At 70.3% G+C, this 23,911-nt stretch carries 17 protein-coding genes; 14 read left to right on the forward strand and 3 right to left on the reverse strand.

Going from position 1 to position 23,911, the window contains the following annotated elements:
- The first annotated feature begins 71 nt into the window (after positions 1 to 71).
- On the forward strand, positions 72 to 1,439 hold the full coding sequence (locus H2Q94_RS05615) for a sugar porter family MFS transporter (RefSeq protein ID WP_243792790.1): 1,368 nt from the start codon (positions 72 to 74) through the stop codon (positions 1,437 to 1,439).
- Entirely contained in the window at positions 1,436 to 2,062 is a 627-nt protein-coding gene (locus H2Q94_RS05620) for a nucleoside/nucleotide kinase family protein (RefSeq protein WP_243792792.1), read from the forward strand. Before H2Q94_RS05615 ends, H2Q94_RS05620 begins: the two co-directional genes overlap by 4 nt.
- 336 nt (positions 2,063 to 2,398) lie before the next feature.
- Here H2Q94_RS05620 and H2Q94_RS05625 read toward each other — a convergent pair whose 3' ends face one another.
- Entirely contained in the window at positions 2,399 to 3,316 is a 918-nt protein-coding gene (locus tag H2Q94_RS05625; protein WP_243792794.1) for an NBR1-Ig-like domain-containing protein, read from the reverse strand.
- A 326-nt stretch (positions 3,317 to 3,642) separates the two neighbouring features.
- On the opposite strand from H2Q94_RS05625, the gene H2Q94_RS05630 reads away from it, so the two are divergent.
- The 5 genes from H2Q94_RS05630 to H2Q94_RS05650 all read left to right on the forward strand — a co-directional run bounded on the left by H2Q94_RS05630 (position 3,643) and on the right by H2Q94_RS05650 (position 11,151).
- Positions 3,643 to 4,005 carry a hypothetical protein gene (locus H2Q94_RS05630; RefSeq protein WP_243796057.1) on the forward strand — a complete coding sequence of 121 codons (363 nt, stop codon included), beginning with the start codon at positions 3,643 to 3,645 and terminating at the stop codon, positions 4,003 to 4,005.
- Between the two features lie 505 nt (positions 4,006 to 4,510).
- The gene (locus H2Q94_RS05635; RefSeq protein ID WP_243795554.1) at positions 4,511 to 4,837 is read left to right on the forward strand and encodes an acylphosphatase; all 327 of its coding nucleotides are present in this window, start codon (positions 4,511 to 4,513) and stop codon (positions 4,835 to 4,837) included.
- A 306-nt stretch (positions 4,838 to 5,143) separates the two neighbouring features.
- Positions 5,144 to 8,956, forward strand: coding sequence for a chromosome segregation protein SMC (smc, locus tag H2Q94_RS05640; RefSeq protein ID WP_243792797.1), 3,813 nt, complete (start codon positions 5,144 to 5,146; stop codon positions 8,954 to 8,956).
- A 108-nt stretch (positions 8,957 to 9,064) separates the two neighbouring features.
- Complete coding sequence (locus H2Q94_RS05645; RefSeq protein ID WP_243792798.1) at positions 9,065 to 9,916, forward strand: intradiol ring-cleavage dioxygenase; 852 nt, start codon at positions 9,065 to 9,067, stop codon at positions 9,914 to 9,916.
- 284 nt (positions 9,917 to 10,200) lie between these two features.
- Positions 10,201 to 11,151 (forward strand): hypothetical protein, encoded by a 951-nt coding sequence (locus H2Q94_RS05650; protein ID WP_243792799.1) that lies wholly within the window; start codon positions 10,201 to 10,203, stop codon positions 11,149 to 11,151.
- A 118-nt stretch (positions 11,152 to 11,269) separates the two neighbouring features.
- Here H2Q94_RS05650 and H2Q94_RS05655 read toward each other — a convergent pair whose 3' ends face one another.
- Together H2Q94_RS05655 and H2Q94_RS05660 are read right to left on the reverse strand one after the other, a co-directional pair.
- Positions 11,270 to 12,781 (reverse strand): sodium:solute symporter, encoded by a 1,512-nt coding sequence (locus H2Q94_RS05655; protein ID WP_243792800.1) that lies wholly within the window; start codon positions 12,779 to 12,781, stop codon positions 11,270 to 11,272.
- Positions 12,778 to 13,992, reverse strand: coding sequence for an anhydro-N-acetylmuramic acid kinase (locus H2Q94_RS05660; RefSeq protein WP_243792801.1), 1,215 nt, complete (start codon positions 13,990 to 13,992; stop codon positions 12,778 to 12,780). The genes H2Q94_RS05655 and H2Q94_RS05660 overlap by 4 nt, the downstream gene beginning before the upstream one ends.
- 298 nt (positions 13,993 to 14,290) lie before the next feature.
- Between H2Q94_RS05660 and ftsY the strand changes: the two genes are divergently transcribed.
- From ftsY to H2Q94_RS05695, 7 genes are all read left to right on the forward strand, one after another.
- Complete coding sequence (gene ftsY / locus H2Q94_RS05665) at positions 14,291 to 15,811, forward strand: signal recognition particle-docking protein FtsY (protein WP_243792802.1); 1,521 nt, start codon at positions 14,291 to 14,293, stop codon at positions 15,809 to 15,811.
- A 533-nt stretch (positions 15,812 to 16,344) separates the two neighbouring features.
- Positions 16,345 to 17,097 carry a D-Ala-D-Ala carboxypeptidase family metallohydrolase gene (locus tag H2Q94_RS05670; protein WP_243792805.1) on the forward strand — a complete coding sequence of 251 codons (753 nt, stop codon included), beginning with the start codon at positions 16,345 to 16,347 and terminating at the stop codon, positions 17,095 to 17,097.
- A 418-nt stretch (positions 17,098 to 17,515) separates the two neighbouring features.
- The gene (locus H2Q94_RS05675) at positions 17,516 to 18,709 is read left to right on the forward strand and encodes a CynX/NimT family MFS transporter (RefSeq protein ID WP_243792807.1); all 1,194 of its coding nucleotides are present in this window, start codon (positions 17,516 to 17,518) and stop codon (positions 18,707 to 18,709) included.
- Positions 18,710 to 18,841: 132 nt separating this feature from the next.
- A complete protein-coding gene (locus H2Q94_RS05680; RefSeq protein ID WP_243792809.1) occupies positions 18,842 to 20,179 on the forward strand; it encodes an ammonium transporter in 1,338 nt (445 codons plus the stop codon).
- Positions 20,176 to 20,514 carry a P-II family nitrogen regulator gene (locus H2Q94_RS05685; protein WP_243792811.1) on the forward strand — a complete coding sequence of 113 codons (339 nt, stop codon included), beginning with the start codon at positions 20,176 to 20,178 and terminating at the stop codon, positions 20,512 to 20,514. The genes H2Q94_RS05680 and H2Q94_RS05685 overlap by 4 nt, the downstream gene beginning before the upstream one ends.
- Before the next feature lie 538 nt (positions 20,515 to 21,052).
- On the forward strand, positions 21,053 to 21,637 hold the full coding sequence (locus H2Q94_RS05690; RefSeq protein WP_243792812.1) for a P-loop nucleotide/nucleoside kinase family protein: 585 nt from the start codon (positions 21,053 to 21,055) through the stop codon (positions 21,635 to 21,637).
- A 320-nt stretch (positions 21,638 to 21,957) separates the two neighbouring features.
- Positions 21,958 to 23,880: a DEAD/DEAH box helicase gene (locus H2Q94_RS05695; RefSeq protein ID WP_243792814.1), complete on the forward strand. Its 1,923-nt coding sequence runs from the start codon at positions 21,958 to 21,960 to the stop codon at positions 23,878 to 23,880.
- The last annotated feature ends 31 nt before the right edge of the window (positions 23,881 to 23,911 follow it).

The raw sequence follows: 23,911 nt of genomic DNA on the forward strand, positions 1-23,911 counted from the left end.
CATTTAGCGTCTCGTCGGCCGCGCGGCAGAATCCCCGCCGCACGCCCGATCCCGAGGAGGCCGCACCCCGCATGAGCACCCCGGCAACACCCACCCCCGGCGGCGGACGTGGCGCCGTCATCGGGGCGTCCAGCATCGCCGCGCTCGGCGGGCTGCTGTTCGGCTACGACACCGGAGTCATCTCCGCCGCGCTGCTCTACATCGCGCCCGCGTTCGGGCTCGACGACGGGATGCAGCAGGTCGTGGTGGCCTCGCTGCTGCTCGGCGCCATCGCCGGGGCCGTCGGCGGCGGACGGGTCGTCGACGGGTTGGGGCGCAAGCGGACCCTGCTGCTGGTGTCGGTGGTGTTCACCGTCGGCGCGCTGCTCTCGGCGGTCGCGATGAACGTGACCGTGCTGATCGTGGCGCGCGTGGTGCTCGGCGTGGCGATCGGGGCGAGCTCGCTGGTCGTGCCCACCTACATCGCCGAGATCGCGCCGCCCGCGCTGCGCGGACGGCTGGTGTCCATGAACCAGCTCATGATCACCATCGGGATCTTCGTGTCCTACCTCGTGGGCTACGCCTTCGCCGACAGCGGCGGCTGGCGGTGGATGCTCGGGCTCGCCGCCGTCCCGTCGCTGCTGATGCTCGCCGGACTGTTCGGGCTCAGCGAAAGCCCCCGGTGGTTGCTGTCCCGCGGCCGCACCGACCAGGCCCGCGCGGCGCTGCTGCGCACCCGCACCCCGGACGAGGCCGACGCGGAGATCGCCGAGATCACCGAGACGATGCGGGAAGAGAGCAAGTTCTCCTACCGCGACCTGTTCCGGCCCCGGCTGCGGCCGGCCGTGCTGCTCGGTGTCGCCGTCGCCGCCACCAATCAGCTCGTGGGCGTCAACGCCGTCATCTACTACGCGCCGACCATCCTCAAGGAAGCCGGGCTCGGCGACTCCGCGGCGATCCTGTCGTCGGTGGGCATCGGCGCCACGAACATGGTGTTCACCGCCATCGCGCTGCTGCTGATCGACCGGGTCGGGCGGCGTCCGCTGCTCATCGGCGGGACGAGCGTGGTCATCGTCGTGCTGTTCGGGCTCGGCGCGCTGTACCTGCTGCCCAGCGTGGAAGGGCTCGGGATGCTGCTGACGGTGGGGCTGATGCTGTACGAGGCGGCGTTCGCGGCGAGCCTCGGCCTGGCCATCTGGCTGATCAACAGCGAGGTGTTCCCGACCGCGGTGCGCGGCAAGGCCTCCAGCGTCGGCACCGTCACGCACTGGGGGCTGGACTTCCTCATCTCCATCTCGGTGCTCACCCTGATCAACGCCTTCACCGCGACCGGGCTGTTCTGGATCTACGGCGTGCTCGGCATCATCGGCCTCTCCTACCTGTACCGGAAGCTGCCGGAGACGAAGGGCCGCAGCCTCGAGGACATCGAAACCTCGCTGCGCGGGGGGAAGAACGCGTGAGCACCGGCATCGACGAACTCATCCGTCGCGCCCGCGCCCTCGCGGAAAGCGGCTCGCGGCGCATCCTCGGCATCACCGGAGCACCCGGAGCGGGCAAAGGCACCGTCGCCGACGCGTTGCTCGCCGAACTGGGCTCGGCGGCCGTGCTGGTGCCGATGGACGGATTCCACCTGGCCGAGGCCGAATTGCGGCGACTCGGCCGCCGGGACCGGAAAGGCGCACCGGACACGTTCGACGCGGCCGGCTACGTGGCGCTGCTGCGGCGCCTCCGCGAACAGGGCTCGGAGACGGTGTACGCGCCGGAATTCCACCGCGAAGTCGAGGAATCGTACTCCGGTTCCATCGCGGTCGATCCGGAAACGCCGCTCGTGATCACCGAAGGCAATTATCTGCTGCTCGACGTGCCGCCGTGGAACCAGGCCCGGGAACTGCTCGACGAATCGTGGTTCCTCGCCCCGGACGACGACGAACGCCTTTCCCGGCTCATCGCGCGCCACGAGCGATACGGGCGTTCGCGAGAAGCGGCCAGGCAATGGGTGCTCCGCAGCGACGAACGCAATGCCGAGCTCGTCGAGCCGACTCGCGCATGGGCCGATCTGCTGGTGCAGGGCGACCCGGCCTGAACGCGTTTTGACTCCTGGCCAATTCGCTGACCTGCGTGGACATTGGACTCGGCGGGTCCGGCCAATGATCGCTTGGCGGACTCGACGCAGCGTGGAAACGTAGTCGGCACGGCAGCGAACGGCGGTCAACTGGGGGACCGCGCATCGATTGCCGGAGCGATCGCCGCACTGGGGGTCAGGTCCGCCTGACATGTCTGCGGCGATCACTCGAACCAAAGGGAACGGGGGACGATGCCGGCATGGGGGCCGACTCGGAAACCAACCCCTGGGGAAGAGGGACGGCGGGTGCCTTCGTTCATGACGGGTGGACGAAGGCACCCCCTCCGAACAGAACGATCAGTTCGATCGCGGAGTCACTTCGATGTCGAAGAAAACGGGTCGCAGCGCCTGATCAGGGAAGAACAGGTCGCCGTTCTCATCGACCATCTTCCACGCGATCTTGCATTGCCCGGTCGTCTCCCCGGCCAACACCGGAACGGTGACGCGGACCTTTCCGCCAGGTGGCGTGTCCCTGATCCAGACGCGTTGCGGAGCGGTGCATTCGGCGTCGCCGATCCGTTCGCCGGTCTGCTCCAGATAACGCCCGGACCACGGGACGCGGCCCACGTTCATGATGTCCCAGGACTTCACGAAACTCGTCCCCGCGTCGATCGGAGTCCCATCCGGCACCGTCTCGCTGAGCATCAGCGACGCGTCGCCGGGAATCGGGCGTTCCGGGCCGGACAGCAGGTAGACGCTCAGCGCGATCGCCACCAGCACCACCGCAAGACCGGTGCCCGCCAAGATCCAGCCCCTGCGCCGGGCTCCGGCCGGACCGGACTCCGGATCGGGCTCCGCACTCGGCGGCTCGTGGTCCACCGGGGGAACCGGCGTCTCCGGCTGCTCCGGGGCCTCCGCCGGAGCAGGGGCGGGTTGTTCGGCCGCCGCCCGCGCGTGTTCCCACCGCCGCAGCCATTCCCGGCGCACCGTCTCGGAGTCCTGGCCGAGCACGCCCACCGCCAGACTCCGCACGAACTCCCAGGCCGTCTCCCACGACGGCAGGTCCTGACCGCGCGCCGCAGAGGACAACGCCGACTTGGAAGCGGCGGCGCCGAAATCGCCCCGCATCCGGTCGTAGGACGGATCGCCCGCGGATTCCTTGAGCTCGCACAGCCGATAGGCGAACGCGGCGACCGGGCCATCGGCCGGATCCGGTCGTGACTGCTTGCGGCCCCGCTTACCACCGGTCGCGGGACCCACTTCTGATTCGCTCATCGTTCGTGCCTCAAGGTCGGGGCCGTGGTGCGCGAGCGACTCGGCAGGCGCAGGTGCGGGCTCCTCGGAGACGGCGTGCTGGGGGACATGAGACTTGTATTTAGCACGACGCCGCGGGTGACTTCCGCCGCCGGACACCGGAATGCACCATTCGATCGCCGGTACTCGGCGAATGGGCCATCGATCTGATCCGCACGGATGCGGACCGTGACGATCAGTAGGCCGACCGGGACGAGCTCGGCGCGGTCGGCTCGCTCGCCTCGGACGAGGGACCGGTCGTTCGCGGAGCCGACTCCGGGTCGGTGCGCGGGGGTGACGAATCGTCCGTGCGCGACGCGGAGGGCGAACCGGCGCCGCTGGACGACGTCGTCTCCGTCGGCGGCGGCACCGGCGGCTGCGTCGTCGGGTCCGGCGGCGGGCTCGTGGTCGGCGGGCTCGTCGGCGTCTCGGGCTCCGACGTCGGCGGGGGCGGCGGCTGCGGGGGTGGCGGAGTGCCGGTGTCCGGCGGAGTCCCCGTGGGCTGCGGCGGCGGTGGCGCCGAGGAATCGTGCTCCGGCGGCGGGAGCACGACGGAGTCGCTGGGCTCCTCGGATTCCGTGGAGGTGATGTCCACCGCCGAGGGCGTGCCCGGCGGCGGGGGAGGCGGCAGCAGCGGCGGCGGACCGGCGGGCCGCGGCATCCCCGGGTAACCCGAGGTCGTGATCAGCGTCGTCGCGCTCGGTGCGACCGCGGTGTACTCCTCGGCCGCGTCCCGGCGCTGCTGGTCACCGACGATGACCGCAGCCGAAGCGGCGAAACCGGTGGCCACGACCACTCCGGTGGTCGCCCACAGGGCCAGTCGGCGCGGCCGCGTCCCGGGAGAATCCCCGGACTCCGCGGCAGGATCAGGTGCTAAAGGGTCCATCGTGTCCCACTCGTTCAGTCCCGACGGAACGAGCCGGCGAACTCGCTCCGCTGATACCGGCAGCGTCCGATGCGGACCGAAGTCGACGTTCCGGACGTAGCGCGTGGATCTCGCGACACGGTAGCGGCTCTGACAAGGCGCGCGTGGCCCGGGTGCCGCGGTCGGCGTGGGTGATCCACTGCGTGCGCTGGTGATTCATCGGGAAAGCGTCCGGTTCAGACACCTTCGGGTGATGCATGATCGCGGAGCGTGCGGGGTGCGCCGCGAACGTCGGCCCGGAGGCGGGCATCATGCGAGGCGTGAGCGACACCGACGACACCGGCCCGGCCGGCTCCGCGAACACCGAACAGGTTCGACTGACCGCCTGGGTGCACGGGCACGTGCAAGGCGTCGGGTTCCGCTGGTGGACCCGGGCGCGCGCCCTCGAACTCGGCCTGGTCGGCAGCGCCACGAACCTGCCCGCCAGCCGTGTCGAGGTCGTAGCCGAAGGCCCGCGCGATGCCTGCCAACGACTGCTCACCGCGCTGCGCTCCACCGGCACCCCGGGCCAGGTCGACCACGTCGCCGAACAGTGGACCGTCCCGAAGGGCGACCGAACCGGCTTCGTCGAACGCTGACCCCCCGGCTCGCACGGGAACGGCCCACTAGCCGGCTCGCGCCGGTGAAGGAGCTGATCCCGCCGACGAGGTGAATGGTCCACTTGCCCGGTCCTACCGGGCGAGGGAGGCATCGACCTGATCCAGCTGGAGGAGTGAACGGCCCGTTAGACCGGTCGCGCCGGGCCAAGGGGGCATTGACCTCAGGTGGTGCGCGTGTCGGCGGGGAGGGCTCGGCGCGGTTCTGCGAGGTGGTGAACATCGCGGCGGGTACGCTCTGCCGAACGCCGCACGCAGGAAGTACTCGCGGGAAGGTCGATCGCAGCCGTGCACTTGAAGAGCCTGACGCTCAAAGGGTTCAAATCCTTCGCCTCGGCCACCACGCTGCGCTTCGAACCCGGCATCACCTGCGTGGTCGGCCCCAACGGCTCCGGCAAGTCCAACGTGCTGGACGCGCTGCGCTGGGTGATGGGCGAGCAGGGCGCGAAGGACCTGCGCGGCGGCAAGATGGAGGACGTCATCTTCGCCGGCACCTCCGGCCGCGCCCCGCTGGGCCGCGCCGAGGTCACCCTCACCATCGACAACGCCGACGGCGCGTTGCCCATCGAGTACACCGAAGTCTCGATCACCCGCCGGATGTACCGCGACGGCGCCAGCGAGTACGAGATCAACGGCAACAGCTGCCGCCTCATGGACGTGCAGGAACTGCTGTCGGACTCCGGTATCGGCCGCGAAATGCACGTCATCGTCGGCCAGGGCCAGCTCGCGTCGATCCTGCAGGCCAAGCCCGATGAGCACCGCAGGCTCATCGAAGAGGCCGCGGGCGTGCTCAAGCACCGCAAGCGCAAAGAGAAGGCGCTGCGCAAGCTCGACGCGATGCAGGCCAACCTGACCCGGTTGACCGACCTCACCGGCGAACTGCGCCGCCAGCTCAAACCCCTCGGCAAGCAGGCCGAGATCGCGCGCAAGGCGCAGACCGTGCAGGCCGACCTGCGGGACGCGCGGCTGCGGCTGATCGCCGACGACCTGCTGTCCTCCCGCGCCGAACTGGCCCGCGACCAGGCCGATCAGGAAGAGGCCAAGACCAAGCGGGCCGAGGTCGAACGCGGCCTCCAGTTCGCCCAGTCCGAGGAGAAGGGCCTGGAGGAGAAGGTCGCGGCCGACGCGCCGCGGCTCAACCGCGCCCAGGACACCTGGTACCGGCTGTCCGCGCTGGAAGAACGCCTGCACGGCACGCTGCGGCTCGCCGCCGAACGCCACAAGCACCTCACCGCGCAGAACACCGAGCAGCGCACCGGACGCGACCCCGACCAGCTCGACGCCGAAGCGGAAGAGGCCGCCGAGCAGGAGATCGAGCTGCGCGAAGAGGTCGAGAACGCCCGCGAGGCCCTCGGTGAAGTCGTGCGGCGGCGCTCCGAACTGGAATCGCAGCTCAAAGAGGCCGAACGCGAGCACATGGCCGCGGTCCGCGCCATCGCCGACCGGCGCGAGGGCGTCGCACGGCTGTCCGGCCAGGTCGAGTCGATGCGCAGCAAGGCGGGCGCCACCTCCGACGAGCTGGAACGGCTGTCGGCTTCGCTCGCCGAAGCGCAGGAACGCGCCGAGGTCGCCGAATCCGCGTTCGCCGACGCCGAAGCCGAAAGCGGCGGGCAGGAATCCGACGACGCCGGTCTGCACGACCGCCAGGCCAACGCCGCCGCCGCCCGAGACGCCGCCCGCTCCCGCGTCGAAGAACTCGTGAAGGCCGAGCGGACCGCGGAACGGGAGATCGCGTCCTGGCAGGCCCGCGTCGAAGCGCTGTCGATGGGCCTCAACCGCAAGGACGGCGCGGGTGCGCTGCTGGCCGCAGGCGACAAGGTGCCGGGGCTGCTCGGCTCCGTGGCCGCGCTGCTGACCGTGGACAACGGGGCGGAGGCCGCGCTGGCCGCCGCGCTCGGAGCCGTCGCCGACGCCGTCGCGGTCACCGGCGTCGACGACGCGGTCAGCGCGCTGGAACTGCTCAAGAACGATGCGGCGGGCAAAGCAGGAGTGCTGGTCGGGGGAGCAGCCGAGGCGGACCGGTCGAGCTGGCCGACGCTGCCGGACGGGGCGCGCTGGGCCGCCGACCTGGTGCGCGCGCCCGACGGACTGCGCGCCGCGGTGACCACGGCGCTGGACCGGATGGCGGTCGTCGACGACCTCCCCGCCGCCCGCGCGGTCGTGCGGGCGCACCCCGAGGTGCGGGCCGTGACGCGCGACGGCGACGTGCTCGGCGGGAACTGGGCCACCGGTGGCTCCGACGACGGGCAGAGCGTCATCGAGGTGCAGGCCGCGGTCGCCGAAGCCGAACAGGAACACGCCGCCGCCGGACGGCGCCTCGAACAGCACGCCGCCGCGCTCGAAGGCGCCCGGGCCGAGGAACAGGCTCGTCGCGACGAGGTCCGCGTCGTGCAGGAGCAGATCAACGAGGCCAAGGTCGCCGCGGCCCGCAGCTCCGAACGCGTCTCCAGCCTGCGCAAAGCCGCCCAGTCCGCGGCCGCCGAAGTGGAGCGGGTGCGCCAGCAGCGCGCGAAGGTCGAGCAGTCCCGCGAACAGGCGCTGTCCTCGTTGGCGGAACTGGAGGAGCGGCTCGCCGCCGTCAAGAACGAGCAGGAAGAGCAGGCCGAACCGGACACCGAACTGCGGGACCGGCTCGGCGGCGAACTCGGCACGCTGCGCCAAGAGGAGATGGACGCCCGCCTCGGCCAGCGCACCGCCGAGGAACGCGCTCGCGCCGTGCAAGGCCGCGCCGACCAACTGCGCCGCGCCGCCAGGCAGGAACGCGAAGCACGCGCCCGCGCCGAAGCGGCCCGCCAAGCCAGGGAGCGCGGCGCCCGCGTCGCGAAGGCGGTGGTCGACGGCGCTGAGACCGCGTTGCAGCGGATCGCGTCCTCGCTGCGCGCGGCCACCGAGGAACGCGACACCGCGCAGGCGTTGCAGAGCGAGCACGAGCAGGCGCTCGGCGCGGTTCGCGCGCGGGTGCGGGAACTCGGCGGCGAGCTGGAGAAGCTCACCGACGCGGTGCACCGGGACGAAGTGGTGCGCGCCGAGCAGCGGCTGCGCATCGAACAGCTCGAATCCAAGATCATCGAAGATTTCGGCATCGGCCTCGACGACCTCGCCGAGGAGTACGGCCCGACGGTGCCCGTCCCGCCGAGCCCCGCCGAGGTCGCCGAATACGAGGCGGCGAAGGAACGCGGCGAAGACGTCACCATGCCTCCCTCGGTGCCCTACGACCGCAGCACCCAGGAACGCCGTGCGAAACGCGCGGAGAAGGACCTGTCGCTGCTGGGCAAGGTCAACCCGCTGGCGTTGGAGGAGTACGCGGCGCTGGAGGAGCGCTACCGATTCCTGTCCACGCAGCTGGAGGACATCAAGTCCACCCGGCGCGACCTGCTGGACGTTGTGAAGGAAGTCGACGAGAAGATCCTGGAAGTCTTCCAGTCCGCTTTCCACGACGTGGCCGCCGAATTCGAGAAGGTGTTCTCCGTCCTGTTCCCCGGCGGTGACGGCCGGCTGGTGCTCACCGATCCCGAGGACCTGCTCACCACCGGCATCGAGGTGGAGGCGCGGCCGCCGGGCAAGAAGGTCAAGCGCTTGTCGCTGCTGTCCGGCGGGGAGAAGTCGCTGACCGCCGTCGCCATGCTGGTGGCGATCTTCCGGGCGCGGCCCTCGCCGTTCTACGTGCTCGACGAGGTGGAGGCCGCGCTCGACGACACCAACCTGCGGCGGCTGATCATCCTGCTCGACCAGCTGCGCGACACCTCGCAGCTGCTGATCATCACGCACCAGAAGCCGACGATGGAGATCGCCGACGCGCTCTACGGCGTGAGCATGCGCGGCGACGGCATCACCACGGTCATCTCGCAGCGGCTGCGCGGGTCGAAGGGCAAGGCCGCAGGGGAAGGCCCGGCGCCGGAGACGGTGGCCGACGGCGACGTTCCGGCGGACGCGGCGGCGACTTCGGCCCAGGAGACCGCTCTGGACGCTGAAACTCCGCGAGCCGAGGTTCCGGCAGGTGCTCAGCCCGAGGAGGATTCGGCCGGAGAAGCCCCTTCTTCCGAAGCCCATTCTTCCGAAGCGCAGCCCGCCGACGTGCCGGGCGGTCCCGACGCCTCCTGACCGGTGGCCCGGGCGCACGCGGATCTTGCAGCGAGCGTCCAGCTTCCTCGCAGGTTGCGGCTCTAACTTCGGTCTCGTTCCGAGAACGTGACTGCGAGAGAGGGCGGCATGTCAGACCACCACGAAGGTCAGCGAGTCAGCCGACGATCCATGTTCGCCGGCGTCGGTTCCATCGGACTGGGCACGTTGCTCGCCGCGTGCGGATCGCAGGCGGGCGGCAGCTCCACCGTCACCACCTCCACCGGGGAGAGCGCGTCGGTCACGCCGCAGACCGCCACCGACGCGACGGACCTGTTCGCCGGGACCAACACCTGCACTCTCACCCCCGACACCACGCAGGGGCCGTACTACTTCGACGCCGACAAGATCCGCGCCGACATCCGGGAGGACCGGGAGGGCGTGCGGCTGCGGCTCGCGCTCAAGGTGCAGGACAGCGAGACGTGCGCGGTGCTGCCGAACGCCGTCGTGGAGATCTGGCATTGCGACGCGGCAGGGCTGTACTCCGGTGCCGAGGACCAGTCCAGCGGCGGCGGCGGTACTCCGCCCGGTCCGCCGCCGGAGAACGGTGAGCGGCCCGGCGGCGGTCCCGGCGGTGGAGATCAGGACCTGGTGCCCACCGACGACAAGCGCTACCTGCGCGGTGCTCAGGTCAGCAACGCCGAGGGCGTCGTCGAGTTCACCACCATCTGGCCCGGTTGGTACATGGGCCGCACCGTGCACATCCACGTGATGGTCCACGTCAGCAACGAGCGGGTGCTGACCAGCCAGCTCATGTTCGACGAGGAGCTGAACTCGGCGGTGTTCGCCCGGCAGCCCTACGCCGCGCACACCGGGCGGGACACCTTCAACGACGGTGACAACATCTTCGAGGACTCCATGCTCCTCAAAGTCGCCCAGGACGGCGACGGCTACCTGGCCGCGATCGTCCTGTCCGCGGACTCCGACAAGGACGGCGCCTGACCGGCCATCGGCCCCACCTGAATGATGGATTCGCAATTTCTCGCGAAATCGACCGAGCCATGATCACGACGGAACGGTCGGAGTGAGTCGTTCATGTCGGCGGTGGTGGGTTCGGCGGCAGTATTGCGGTGGTTCTCGCGCAATTGCGGGAGTTTCCCACCGGACGGCTGGCCGCCCACGTCCGTATCGGGTCATGGATGCGGCGCCTTTCGGGGCGGCATTCGCCGGATCGGACGTGGGCACTACGGTGTGCGTCGCGTTCTTGATGCCCCCAGGAGGCCACTATGTCTCAGCCATACGGCCCGCAACCGGGTCAGCCGTACCCCCAGCAGCCCGTGTGGACTCCCGGTGGGTACGGAGCGCAGGACGGGTCGCAACCCGCGCAGCAGAACCCCGCCTCCGGGCCGTTCCAGCAGCCGTATCCGGATTCCGGGCCGCTGCCGCAGCCCTACCAGGGCGGTCTGCCGCAGCCGAGCTACCCGGCATCGGGGCCGATGCAGCAGCAGCCGTACCCGGGCTCGGGACCCGTCGCCCAGCCCTACCCGGGTTCGGGACCGATGCCCGAGCAGCCGTATCCGGGCTCGGGGCCGATGCCCCAGCAGCCGTATCCGGGCTCAGGACCTATGCCCCAGCAGCCGTATCCGGGCTCGGGACCTATGCCCCAGCAGCCGTATCCGGGCTCGGGGCCGATGCCCCAGCAGGGGTATCCGCAGCCGGGATACCCGAGCCAGCCCGGATACCCGGGCCAGCCGCAGCAGGGCTACCCGCAGCCCGGCTACCCGCAGCCCGGTCAGCAGGCTCCGGGCATGCCGCCGCAGCAGCAGCCCGCGGCGATGGCTCCGCCGCCCGCGGGCATGGGGCGGGTCGTGCTGGACGCTTCGTACGCCCCGCCGGCGTTCATGCTCGCGTTGTTCAAGCCGGGCGTGACCATCAACGGGCAGCCGGGGCCGCCCGCGGTCTGGGGAAGGACCGTGATCGACCTGCCGCCGGGCCAGCACCAGATCGAGGTGCACGTCAACTACCTGTGGAAGTTCGGTTCGGCCACCGCGGTGATCCCGGTGAACGCGGGCCAGCAGCTCGAGGCCTACTACAAGCCTCCGATGCAGGCCTTCGGTTCGGGCGCGATCGGCCCCGTGCCGCAGTCCACGCCGAACATCGGTCTGACGATCGGCTACCTGGTGGCCTGCGTGGTGCTCGGCGTGCTCATCGGTGTGCTGCCCATTGCGTTGAGCTGACCTGTTGATCACATGGGTCGGCGGTAGCCGATGGTAATAGCGGCGAATCACGCAGGATGATCGTCGTGTTCCGGTGCGGGCCGCGCGTCCTCCGCGACCCGCACCGCACGTCCGCCGCTCAGGCCGAGTCCGCGGTCTGCGGAGCCTTGTCCTCCGCCGCCGGAGTCGGATGGCGCAACGCCAGCAGCCCGCCGACGATCAGCGTGACGATCACCCCGACGGGCGTGAACCAGGGGAACGCCAGCGACGCCTCGCCGCCTTCGCCGTCCGGGAACGTCACCCCGAACGCCAGGATCAGCACCACCACGAGCGTCGATACGAACGCGATGATCGCGTCGGTCTGCCGGGCACGCCGCACCAGCATCCCCAGCAGGAACGCGCCCAGCAGCGCGCCGTAGGTGTAGCTGGCGATGCTCAACCCGATCTCCACCACCGGGTTGTCGGTGCTGCTGAACAGCGACGCGAAGACCACGAACACCAGCGCCCACACCAGCGTCCAGATCTTGCCGAGCCGCAGCACGCTCGCGTCGTCCACATCGCGCTTGCCGATGCGCCGGTACAGGTCGCTGACGGTGGAGGTGGACAGCGAGTTCAGCGACGACGACAAGGTGCTCATCGCCGCAGCCAAAATTCCCGCGATCAGCAGGCCGGACACGCCCACCGGCAGTTCGTTCACGATGAACCGGGGGAACAGCTCGTCATCACTGCCCATGCCCAACGCCGACGGGTCCGCTCCCTGGTAGAACGACCACAGCTGGGTGCCGATGAACAGGAACAGCGCGAACTGCAACGCCACCACGACGCCGCTGGCGATCAGCGCGAGCTGGCTGTCGCGCAGGTTCCGGCAGGACAGCAGCCGCTGCACCATCAGCTGGTCCGCGCCGTGCGAGGCCATCGCGAACACCGCACCACCGATCACCGCGGTGAAGAACGCGTACTGCTCGGTGACGATCGACGAACCGAAGTCGAGGACCTGGAACTTGCCCTCCTGCAACGCGGTGGAGAACCAGTCGCCGGACAGCCGCCCGTTGAGCACGACGGCCGCCGCGATCGCCCCCGCCACGTAGACGAACATCTGGATCGCGTCCACCCACACGACCGCCTTGATCCCGCCGAGGTAGGTGTAGATCACGGTCAGCACCGACAGCGCCAGCACGATCTGCCAGTAGGAGACGCTGATCCCGAACACCTCCAGCATCACCTTCACCGGGATCGCGGTGGCGAACAGCCGCAGCCCGTCCGCGAGCAGCCGGGTGATCAGGAAGGTGACCGAGGCGGTGCCCTGCAGCCCGGAACCGAAGCGCTGCCCGAGGAACTCGTAGGCGCTCACGAGGTTCCCGGCGTAGTACTTGGGCAGCAGCACGAACGCGACGATGACGCGGCCGATCAGATAGCCGATGGCCAGCTGCAGATAGGTGAAGGTGCCGAGGTAGGCCACCGTCGGCACGCTGATCACGGTCAGCGTGGAGGTCTCGGTGGCGACCACGGAGAAGCACACCGCCCACCACGGCAGGGTGCGGCTGCCGACGAAGTACTCCTGCGAGCTGCGTTGCCGACCGCTCAGCAGCAAGCCCAGCAACGGCATCGCGACCAGGTACAACCCGATCACGATGAGATCGATGGACCTCATTCGGCCTCCATGGGAGTCGTGGGGTGGGTGATGCGCAGGCGGCGCACCGGTTCGCGGGCCGGTTCCGGCAGCCGCAGCGGCGCGGTTCCGGGTGTGATCGCGCCGAGCAGCCGAGGCCCGTCGGCGCCGGTGGTTCCGGGCACGTTGCCGGGTAGCCCGTTCCAGGTCAACCAGCCCAGCAACGCCGTCAGATAACCCTCTTTCCCCGCCGCGGGCAGGCCGAGGTCGTCGCTGACGTGAACTTCGACGTCCGCCGTGCCCGGACGATCGCCCCGCAACCGCTCGCGCAGCGCCGCCATCAGCGTCGGGTTGTGCACGCCGCCGCCGGAGGCGATGACCTCGCGGGGACCGTGGCGGTGGCAGGCGTCGGCGATGGTGGCGGCGGTGAGTTCCGTCAACGTCGCCAGCAGATCCGGTCCACTGACGTCCAGGCCGCGTACGGCCCGGGCCAGGTAGTCGGCGTTGAAGTGCTCCTTGCCCGTGGATTTCGGTGGGGCCTCGCGGTAGTAGTCGTCGGCGAGCAGTCTCGCGAGCAGCTCCTCGTGCACCTGGCCGCCGGCGGCGATCAGGCCGCCGAGGTCGCTGGCGGCGGTGCCACCGGTGACCTGGGCCGCTGCCGCGTCCAGCAGCGCGTTGCCCGGCCCGGTGTCGTAGGCCAGGGGTTCGGGGCCGCCGACGACGGTGATGTTGGCGATGCCGCCGATGTTCAGCGCGATCGCAGGCCTCGGCCGGTCGGCGAGCCACAACGCGTCGAGCACCCCGGCCAGCGGCGCCCCGTGCCCGCCCGCGGCGACGTCGCGGGCACGCAGGTCCGCGATCACCGGCACGCCGGTGGCTTCGGCGATCCACGCGGCCTGCCCGAGTTGCGTGGTGCCGCGCGCCCGGCCGTCCTCGACCCAGTGGTACAGCGTCTGCCCGAGCGAGGCGATCAGGTCGACCTCCCCGAACTCGGCGATACCCGCTCGCGCCGCTGCGGCGAACGCCAGGCCGACCTCGGTGTCGAGCACGCAGAACTCACGAGCGTCGACGCCTGCGGGAGGCAGCGCCGCGAGGAGCCGGCGCCGCAGCTCGGCAGGGTAGGCGACCTCGGTGAACCCGCCCGGCCGCAGCTCCGCCACACCGCCTCCGGGCAGGCTCAGCTCGCCGACGGCGACGTCGATGCCGTCCATCGACGTCCCGGAGATCAGGCCGAGGACCCGCCAAGAGGACATGCACAGTGGTGTATTGCACGAGCCTGGGGGATGCAAGCTTGTTTCCATCATTGTTGGTGAATCGCCCACTTGGATGCTCGTTGTCAGTTCTCCCCCGGAGGGGAGGCAGTGGCCCTCTCGCTGCGCCCCAGTCCTCGTGAGACGACCGCTGGGACGGTCCCCGGTCACCCGCATGGTCACTGCTCATCGGCATCGCCGCTGACAGGACGACGACAACGAACCCACCCGCGCGCGCCGGCCCCAGAACCTGCTCCGGGGCTGCTCCGCCGCTGCTGGAAGCGGGTGCGAGGATGGGCTCGTGTCCACCTCGAACCTGATTTTGATCGCCGTTGTCGTAGCCGTGGTGCTGTTGCTGGCCGTGGTCACCGGCATCGTGCTGGCCCGGAGGCGCCGCATCAGCCTGCGCGAGCAGGAAGCCGAGCGCCCGGCGGTGCAGGGCGGCGGCTACCAGGCGGGCGGCGGTTTCAGCTTCTCCAGCGGCGCGACCGCGACGGCGCCCCCGGAACATCCGGTCGAGCAGCGTCCGGAGACCGAGGGGCAGCCCGGAGTCGGCGACGACGCCGCGGAACCGAGGGACAGCGCGCGGCGCGGCATCGTGGACGTGCCACTGCCCGCCGAAACCGAGGTCGAAGCGGAGACGGGCGCTCCGCGCGAGCAGCCCGCCGACCGGACCGGCACCACCGAGGACACGACGGCGACCGACGCGACCACCAAGGCCGCCGAAGACGAGGCGACCGAGTCGGACGGCGCGACGGCCGTCGGCAAGGTCGAAGACACCACCGATACCGCCCCGCCGACCGAGGTGCCGGAGCAGGGCCGCACCGCGACCCCACCCGACCCGGCTCCCGCGGTCGCCGAGCCGGTCACCGAGATCGAGGAGATCGAACCGACCTCGGGCAGGCTGGAGCGGCTGCGCGGCAGGCTCTCCCGCTCCCGCTCCACGTTCGGACAAGGCCTGCTGGGCCTGCTCGGCGCGGGCGACCTGGACGAGGACTCCTGGGAAGAGGTCGAAGACACCCTGCTGATGGCCGACCTGGGCGCGGCCACCACCACGGAAATCGTCGAGCGCCTGCGCACCGAGATCGCCTCGCGCGGCGTGCGCACCCCGGACGACGCGCGGGCGCTGCTGCGCGAAGTGCTCATCGACGCGTTGAGCACCGACGCGCCGCGCGCCGTGCGCGCACTGCCGCACGGCGACCCCGCCGACGGGGGCAAGCCGGCGGTGCTGCTGGTCGTCGGCGTCAACGGCACCGGCAAGACCACCACCACCGGCAAGCTGGCGCGGGTCCTGATCGCCGACGGCCACAAAGTGCTGCTCGGCGCGGCCGACACGTTCCGCGCCGCCGCCGTCGAACAGCTCGCCACCTGGGGTGAGCGGGTCGGCGCCGAAGTGGTGCGCGGCAACGAAGGCCAGGACCCGGCGAGCGTCGCGTTCGAGTCGGTCTCCCGCGCAGGAGACACCGGAGTGGACGCCGTGCTGGTGGACACCGCAGGCCGCCTGCACACAAAAACCGGCCTGATGGACGAGCTCGGCAAGGTCAAGCGAGTCGTGGAGAAGCGCGCCCAGGTCGACGAGGTGCTGCTGGTGCTGGACGCCACCACCGGCCAGAACGGCCTGGTGCAGGCACGGGTGTTCTCCGAGGTCGTGGACGTGACCGGCATCGTGCTGACCAAGCTCGACGGCACCGCGAAGGGCGGCATCGTCTTCCAGGTGCAGCGCGAACTGGGCGTGCCGGTGAAACTCGTCGGCCTCGGCGAAGGCGCCGACCACCTAGCGCCGTTCGAGCCTGCTGCGTTCGTGGATGCTTTGCTGGGCTGATTTTGCGTTGGTGGTCGGGTGGCGGAACCTCAGCTGTCTTCTCGCTGCGGGATCTTTTTCCCGAGTGGCTCCGCCACGAGGGAAAAAGCTGTCCTCGCGAGAAGACAGCTGAGAACCCGCCGGTGGTCACCTTGCTTGCGTGGGCTATGTGCTTCGCACATACAGGCACGGCTACGCCGCGAGGCACGGCCTTCGGCCGCCAGGCAAGCGTGGCTTCGCCCGCCCTTCGCGGACTTCGCCGCCGACTGCACGGCTTCGCCGCGAGGCACGGCTTCGCCGCGAGGCACGGCTTTGCCGCCGACTGCGCGGCTTTGCCGCCCTTTGTGGGCTTCGGCCGGCGGCTGCACGGATTTGACGCTGGCGAGAGCGAAATTCGAGGACTCGTAGGTGCGCCTCCGGTGCGGCACCGTTCGGCGAACGGTTGGTGAGCACTTTGCGACAGGGCTGTTCCGGCCGGTTTCCCGCGGACATGATCTGCCCGTTCTGACGAGGACCGCGGACGCGCTCCGCGGCACGTGCTGAAGGGGCAGATCATGAGCAGACGGATCGGGTCGATGTCGTCCGCGCCGTTGCGGCTGTGCTCCGCGTTGGCGGTGGCATTGCTGGTGGTGGCCGGGTCTTTCGTGGTGGCCGCGCCCGAGGCCGCGGCCTACTCGTGGACGCGGCAGCTGCAAGAGGGCGACAGCGGCGAGGACGTCCGGGAAGTCCAGATCCGCGTGGCGGGCTGGGCCGCCGACGAGGCATCGAAGACGAACGTGGCCGTGGACGGGCAGTTCGGGCCGGGCACCACGGCAGCGGTGTCCCGCTTCCAAAGCGCCTACGGGCTGTCCGCCAGCGGAGTCGTGGATTCGGCGACGCAGGACGCGCTGAACGCGTTGGAGGACTCCGACGGATCCACCGCGCACTTCGACTTCGCCGAGTTCGAATCCAAGGACGGCGCCGGTTTCGGCAGCGGCAATGTCGGCGCGAGCACGGTGAAGGAGAACGTGCGGCGCCTGATGTACAAGCTCGAAGCCGTCCGCACCAAGGCCGGTGACGCCGCGATCACCGTCAACTCCGGGTTCCGCAGCATCGCCCACAACGAGAGCGTCGGCGGCGCCGCCAACAGCCAGCACACCTACGGCATCGCCGCCGACGTCGTGATCAGCGGCCACAGCGTCGGCGACACCATCGGATACGCCCAGACCTCCGGATTCTCCGGCATCATCCGCTACGACACCTTCACCCACGTCGACAGCCGCGCCGAGTACGACTACGGCGCGAACTCCTGGTACTGGAGCGTCTGACAACCCGGATCCGCCGGGTCACCACCTGATCCGGCGGAGCCCCCGGACCCGCTGGAACACGTCACCGGCGGACAACGGAACGTTCCGGCAGGGACACCGAATTCCGCCGAAGCCCCGCCCCAGCCGGGGAAACCGGCCTCGTAGCTTTCGGGAGCCGAGCGGGTCTGGTCCTGAACGGCATCGCGCACACATCGCGTGCCGAACGGATTCCGGTATCCGCCGAGGAAGTCCGGGAACTCGACGAGCTCCTGCACTACTTCGAGTCGCCCGTGGACTTGCTGGATTCGATCAACGATCGGGAGACCGTGCTCGCCTCGCTCAACGTGGTCGCGCAGGACTGAGGATTCCGAGACGCGACGGAGCCGAACCTGCACCGGCCGGTGTCCGATCATCCCATGTACGTGATGCACTGTGCGGCGTGACGGTGACGGGGAAGCAGGCGGAGCGGTTCGCGATCGGGACGTTGGTGCTGGTCGTGCTGGTGGCGTTGGCGTTGCGGCCGCCGGTGACCGCGGTCGCGCCGGTGCTGGATCGGATCTTGGCGGATTTGGGGCTCTCCAGCGCTTTCGGCGGGGTGCTGACCACGCTCCCGGTGGTGTGCCTGGGAGTGTTCGCCTTCGTGGCGCCGAGGCTGCGGCAGCGCTTCGGTGACGAACGCGTGCTGGTGGGCTGCCTCGTGGTGCTGCTGATCGGCAACCTGCTGCGGGCGGGCGGATCGGTGCAGGCGCTGCTCGGCGGCACCATCGTCGTCGGCGCAGGCATCGCGGTCGCCAACGTGGCGCTGCCCGGACTGATCAAGCGGGACTTCCCGAGCCGGGTGCCGGGCGTGACCGCGCTCTACACGATGTGCCTGACGCTGGGCGGCGCGACCGCGGCCAGCACCGTCGTTCCGCTCGGCCGGGCGCTGGGATCGGAGTGGCGGTGGCCGTTGGGGCTGCTGGCGGTTCCGGTGCTGCTGGCCCTGCTGCTCACCGTGTTCGCGTTGCGCGGGTCGCGGACCGTCCAGCGGGCGATCAGCCCGGGAAGGCTGTGGCGCGACCCGCTGGCCTGGCAGGTCACAGTGTTCATGGGGCTGCAATCGCTGATGGCCTACGTCGTGTTCGGCTGGTTGCCGACGATGGCGCAGGACCGAGGGCTGTCCGCCGAGAGCGCGGGGCTGCTGCTCGGCGTGCAGGCGGCGGTGCAGGCGGTCGGGTCGCTGGCCGTTCCGGTGCTGTGCCGGAGGTTCCGGGATCAGCGGTGGATCGCGATGAGCCTCGCGGTGCTGACCGCGGCCGGGTTCGCCGGCGTGCTGCACGCGCCGGGCCTGGCCGGGATCTGGGCGGCGACGGTGCTGCTGGGCTTGGCGCAGGGCGCGGCGTTCGGGCTCGCGCTGACCTTGTTCGGGCTGCGCACACCGGACAGCGAGACCACCGCGGCACTGTCGGGCATGGCGCAGGGCGCCGGATATCTCATCGCCGCGCTGGGGCCGCTGGCCATCGGACTGGTGCACGGCGCCACCGGCGGCTGGAGCATCCCACTGGTCCTGCTGCTGTCCTGCTGCGCTGCGGAAACCATCGCGGGAGCCGGGGCGGGGCGGGCGCGCACCGTCCGCTCCGTGATCGGCGCGTAACACTTCGGTGACCGGCGAATGCCCGTGTAACACGAGATACCGAACAGTTCACGGCCGGGAAACAAGCGAACGGACTGCCTGAAACAGACATTTCCCAAGATGCGGCCAACTCGGTTCGCACGGGAGGGCAACGTGAATTCAGGCGACACCGCATGGGTGCTGATCAGCGCCGCGCTAGTGCTGCTCATGACACCAGGACTGGCTTTCTTCTACGGCGGCATGGTGCGTGCGCGCGGCGTGCTCAACATGATCATGATGAGTCTCGGCAGCATCGGGGTCGTCGGGGTCCTGTGGGTGCTGTTCGGGTACTCCGCCGCCTTCGGGGGTGACCTCGGCGGCCTCGGGCTGCTGGGCGACCCCACCGAATTCTTCGGACTCGGTCAGCTGCTCGGTGAGGACCAGCTCTCCGGCACCATCCCGACCTTGGCGTTCGTCGGCTTCCAGGCGATGTTCGCGATCCTGACGGTCGCGCTCATCTCCGGAGCCATCGCCGACCGCGCCCGCTTCGGCCCGTGGCTGCTGTTCGCCGCGCTGTGGGCCACCGTCGTGTACTTCCCGGTCGCGCACTGGGTGTTCGCGTTCGACGAGACCGACGACGCGGGCAACGTGACCGCCGTCGGCGGCTGGATCGCCAACCGGCTCGCCGCCGTCGACTTCGCCGGAGGCACCGCGGTGCACATCAACGCCGGTGCCGCCGCGCTGGCGCTGGCGCTCGTGCTCGGCAAGCGCGCCCGCTGGCCGAAGGAGACCGGCAAGCCGCACAACCTGCCGTTCGTGGTCCTCGGAGCAGGTCTGCTGTGGTTCGGCTGGTTCGGCTTCAACGCGGGCTCCGCGCTCGCCGCCGACAGCTCAGCGGCCGTGGTGCTGGTCAACACGCTCGTGGCCACCAGCGCCGCGATGCTCGCCTGGCTGCTCGTGGAGCGGCTGCGGGACGGCCACGCCACCACCCTGGGCGCGGCCTCGGGCATCATCGCCGGGCTGGTCGCGATCACCCCGGCGTGCTCGTCGGTGACGCCGCTGGGCGCCATCGCCGTCGGCGCCATCACCGGTGCCGTCTGCGCGCTGGGGCTGAGCCTGAAGTACAAGCTCGGCTACGACGACTCGCTCGACGTCGTCGGCGTGCACCTCGTCGGCGGTCTCGTCGGCACCCTGCTGGTCGGATTCTTCGCCTCCGAGGCGGCGCCTGCCGGAGTCAACGGGTTGTTCTACGGCGGCGGTTTCGACCAGCTGTGGCGCCAGGCCGTGGGAGCGGTGGCGGTGTTCGCCTACTCGTTCGTGCTCAGCCTGGTGCTGGCGTGGATCGTCAAGGCCGTGGTCGGATTCCGGGCCACCCCGGAGAACGAGGCCGAAGGCATCGACGAGACCGAACACGCCGAGTCCGCCTACCACTTCGGTGACGGCCGTTCCGCCCGCCGCCCGGCCGTTCGCGCCGACGGCGTCGATCGCAAGCTGGAGGGCAGCAACGCATGAAGCTGGTGACCGCGATCGTCCAGCCCAGCAAACTGGACGAGTTGAAGGACAAGCTGGGCAAGCTGGGCGTGCTGGGCATGACCGTCAGCGACGCGCAGGGCTACGGCAGGCAGAAGGGCCACACCGAGGTCTACCGCGGGGCCGAGTACGCGGTGGACTTCGTGGAGAAGGCGCGCGTTGAGGTGCTCGTGGACGACACGATCGTCGACGAGATCGTCGAGGGCATCGTCACCGCGACCCGCACCGGCAAGGTCGGCGACGGCAAGGTCTGGGTGAGCACCATCGACTCGGTGGTCCGGGTGCGGACCGGGGAAACGGGCGTGGAGGCGATCTGAGGCACTTCCCGGCCATCGACCGGGACAACGAACCGGGCACGGACCAGCAGGTCCGTGCCCGGCTTCGTCGTGTCCGGGTGTCGTTCGGTGAAATGCGTAGCTCTACTCAGCCGCACTCACGGGGGTTCACGGTCTTGCTGAGTCGTCGATCACGGCAGACTTCAGCCCGTGCCGAGGCGAACGAAGATCCCGAGCGGGGCGGAATCCGGCGGGGAACCGCTTCGGCGCCGCTGAGACCTGGGGGAGCGAGGCCTGGGGATGTTAGGCCCGGAGAGCAGCCGTCCGGGAAGTTGGGGGAAGAGGGAAAAGGGAGGAATTCCGGAGGAGCCGGTGGGGGCCGGGGTACCGGAATTCCGAGGGGGTTGGGGAAAGAGGGGGCTGGGGGATAGGGGGAACCTGGGGTGGCTTGCACGAGGGGGCGAGCCACCCCAGGGCCGTCTCGGGACTTGCCGTGGCCGGCGACCGGGCGAGATGGGGCGAGCGAGCGGGGTTCACCCGCGGCCGGGTCAAGATCCGCTTCGCGTAGCCTGGCCACGTCGTGGACATTTCGGACGAGTCCGCCGGGGCCGGCGGGTCAATTCCCACTTTGCGCACCCCGCGCCGCACCCTGGTGGTCCTGGCCGGGCTCCCCGGCGCGGGCAAGAGCACCGTGCTGCACAAGCTGATCGCGCCCTCCGGGACCGTCGTACTCGACTCCGAGCAGGTCCGGGCTCGGCTCAAGGCCGTGCTGCCCGCCGCCGTTCCGTACCGCTGGTACCGACCTCTGGTGCACGCGTTGCATCGCATGCGCATCGCCTGGTTCTGCCTCAGCGCCGACGGCCGGGTGATCGCCCACGAGCCGTCCACCCGTGCGACGACCCGCCTCATGCTCGTGCTGTTCGCGCTGATCAGCGGCAGGCGACGGGTTCTCGTGTGGTTACACGTCGGCCCAGAGGAGGCCCTGGCCGGGCAACACGCCCGCGGCCGGCTCATCCGCAGCCGTGCGTTCCAACTGCACGTGCACCGCGCGTACCGGGTGCATCGCGAATTGCTCGCCGGGCGTGGTCCGCACGGCTGGCAGGACGTCCGGCTGTTCACTCGGAACGACCTGGCCGGAGGCCTGCGGGTGACCGGGCGGAGGTGAGATTCGTCCCGATACCACGGGTGGGTTCGTCGTGGCGAACAGGTGATCGCTACCCTTGGACAACGGCGCGGGGGAAAATTCCGCCGCGTCTGGCTGAGACAGCGAGCTGCGAGTGACTGGCAACAGTGTGTGTGCGTGCCAGGTGTGCGCGGCTTGTACATGCGCGAGCAGCACCGCGCGTACGCCCTGAGGAGCGGCGACGGCGGAGCTGTGTTCGGACCTGACTGTTGCGATCGCCGCGTGCAGTGGACGTCGGTGCAGGGCCGTGACGCATTCCGGTTCAGCCCTGGCGACCACTAACGAGGAGATCCGCTACACCCATGCCCCAAATTGATCACGCAGTTTCCGGACAGCTCCTGACCGGCGACGCGAGCACCGAGCTGCCCGCCGTCGATCTGCCCGACGACTCGGCCGTCGCCGCTTCGGTCGAATCCGTCGAGTCCGCGCTGTCCGAGCAGGCCGCCGAGGCGGCCACCGCCGAGCAGGCCCCTGCGGAGCCCGCCGAGCCGAGCGGGTTCGACGCGCTCGCCATCGACCCGCTGGTGCGCAGAGTCGTCGCCGAGCTCGGTTACGAGACCCCCTCGCCGATCCAGGCGCAGACCATCCCGCCGCTGCTCGAAGGCCGCGACGTGATGGGCCTGGCGCAGACCGGCACCGGCAAGACCGCCGCGTTCGCACTGCCCATCCTCAGCAACATCGACCTCAACGGGTCCGGCCCGCAGGCCCTGGTGCTCGCCCCGACCCGCGAGCTGGCCATCCAGGTCGCCGAGGCGTTCCAGCGCTACGCCAAGCACCTCCCCGGCTTCAACGTCCTGCCGATCTACGGCGGTCAGAGCTACGGCCCGCAGCTGGCCGGTCTCAAGCGCGGCGCGCACGTCGTCGTCGGCACGCCGGGCCGGCTCATCGACCACCTCGACAAGGGTTCGCTGAACCTGCGCCACCTCAAGCACCTGGTGCTCGACGAGGCCGACGAGATGCTGCGGATGGGCTTCATCGAGGACGTCGAGCGCATCCTGCAGTCCGTGCCCGAGCAGCGGCAGGTCGCGCTGTTCTCCGCGACGATGCCCGGCGCGATCCGCAAGATCAGCCAGTCGTACCTGCGCGACCCGGTGGAGATCTCGGTCAAGAACAAGACCTCCACCGCCACCAACATCACGCAGAAGTACGTGCCGGTGCGCGGCCCGTACAAGCTGGACGCGCTCACCCGCATCCTCGAAGTCCAGACCTTCGACGCGATGATCGTGTTCGCCCGCACCAAGCAGATCACCGAGGAACTCGCCGAGAAGCTCAAGGCGCGCGGGTTCAACGCCTCGGCGATCAACGGCGACGTGCCGCAGGCGCAGCGCGAGCGCACCATCGGCCACCTGCGCGAAGGCCGGATCGACATCCTCGTCGCCACCGACGTGGCGGCCCGCGGGCTCGACGTCGAGCGCATCTCGCACGTGCTCAACTACGACATCCCGCACGACAGCGAGTCCTACGTGCACCGCATCGGCCGCACCGGCCGGGCCGGGCGCAGCGGCGAAGCGATCCTGTTCGTGTCCCCTCGGGAGCGCCACATGCTGCGCTCCATCGAGAAGGCCACCCGGCAGGCCATCGAGCAGATGGACCTGCCCAGCATCGACGACGTCAACGACCAGCGGCTCGCCCGGTTCGCCAAGGACATCACCGAAACCCTGGAAAAGGGCGGCCTGGAGCTGTTCCACAACCTGGTCCAGGAGTACGAGCGCACCCACGACGTGCCCGCCGCGGAGATCGCCGCCGCGCTGGCCGCCATGGTGCAGGGCGACCGCCCGCTGCTGCTGGAGCCGGAACCGCAGGACAACCGCCGCGGCGGCCGGGACGGCGGCTTCGAGCCCGCCGGTTCGGACACCGACACCTACCGGGTCGAGGTCGGCCGCCGGAACCGGGTCACGCCGAGCGCACTGGTCGGCGCGCTGGCCAACGAAGGCGGCCTGCACAGCAAGCACATCGGGCACATCGACATCCGGGCCGAGCACACGCTCATCGAGCTGCCCGCGAACCTGCCCGAGGACATGCTGCGCAAGCTCAGCAAGACCCAGGTCGCCGGTCGCGGTCTGCGGATCAGCCGGGCCGACGGTGAAGTGCTGGCGCGGCGCGGGCCTCGCCCCGGCCGGGACCGGGACAAGCCGCGTCCGCACCGCAAGGGCGGCCCGCGGTCCCCGCAGCAGGGCGGCCGCGCAGGCGGCTACGGCAAGCGCCCCAGCCGGGACCGCACCTGATGACGAGGGCGGCGCGGCCTCTTCGGTGAGG

This window comes from Saccharopolyspora gloriosae (assembly GCF_022828475.1).
Classification (GTDB): Bacteria; Actinomycetota; Actinomycetes; order Mycobacteriales; family Pseudonocardiaceae; genus Saccharopolyspora_C; species Saccharopolyspora_C gloriosae_A.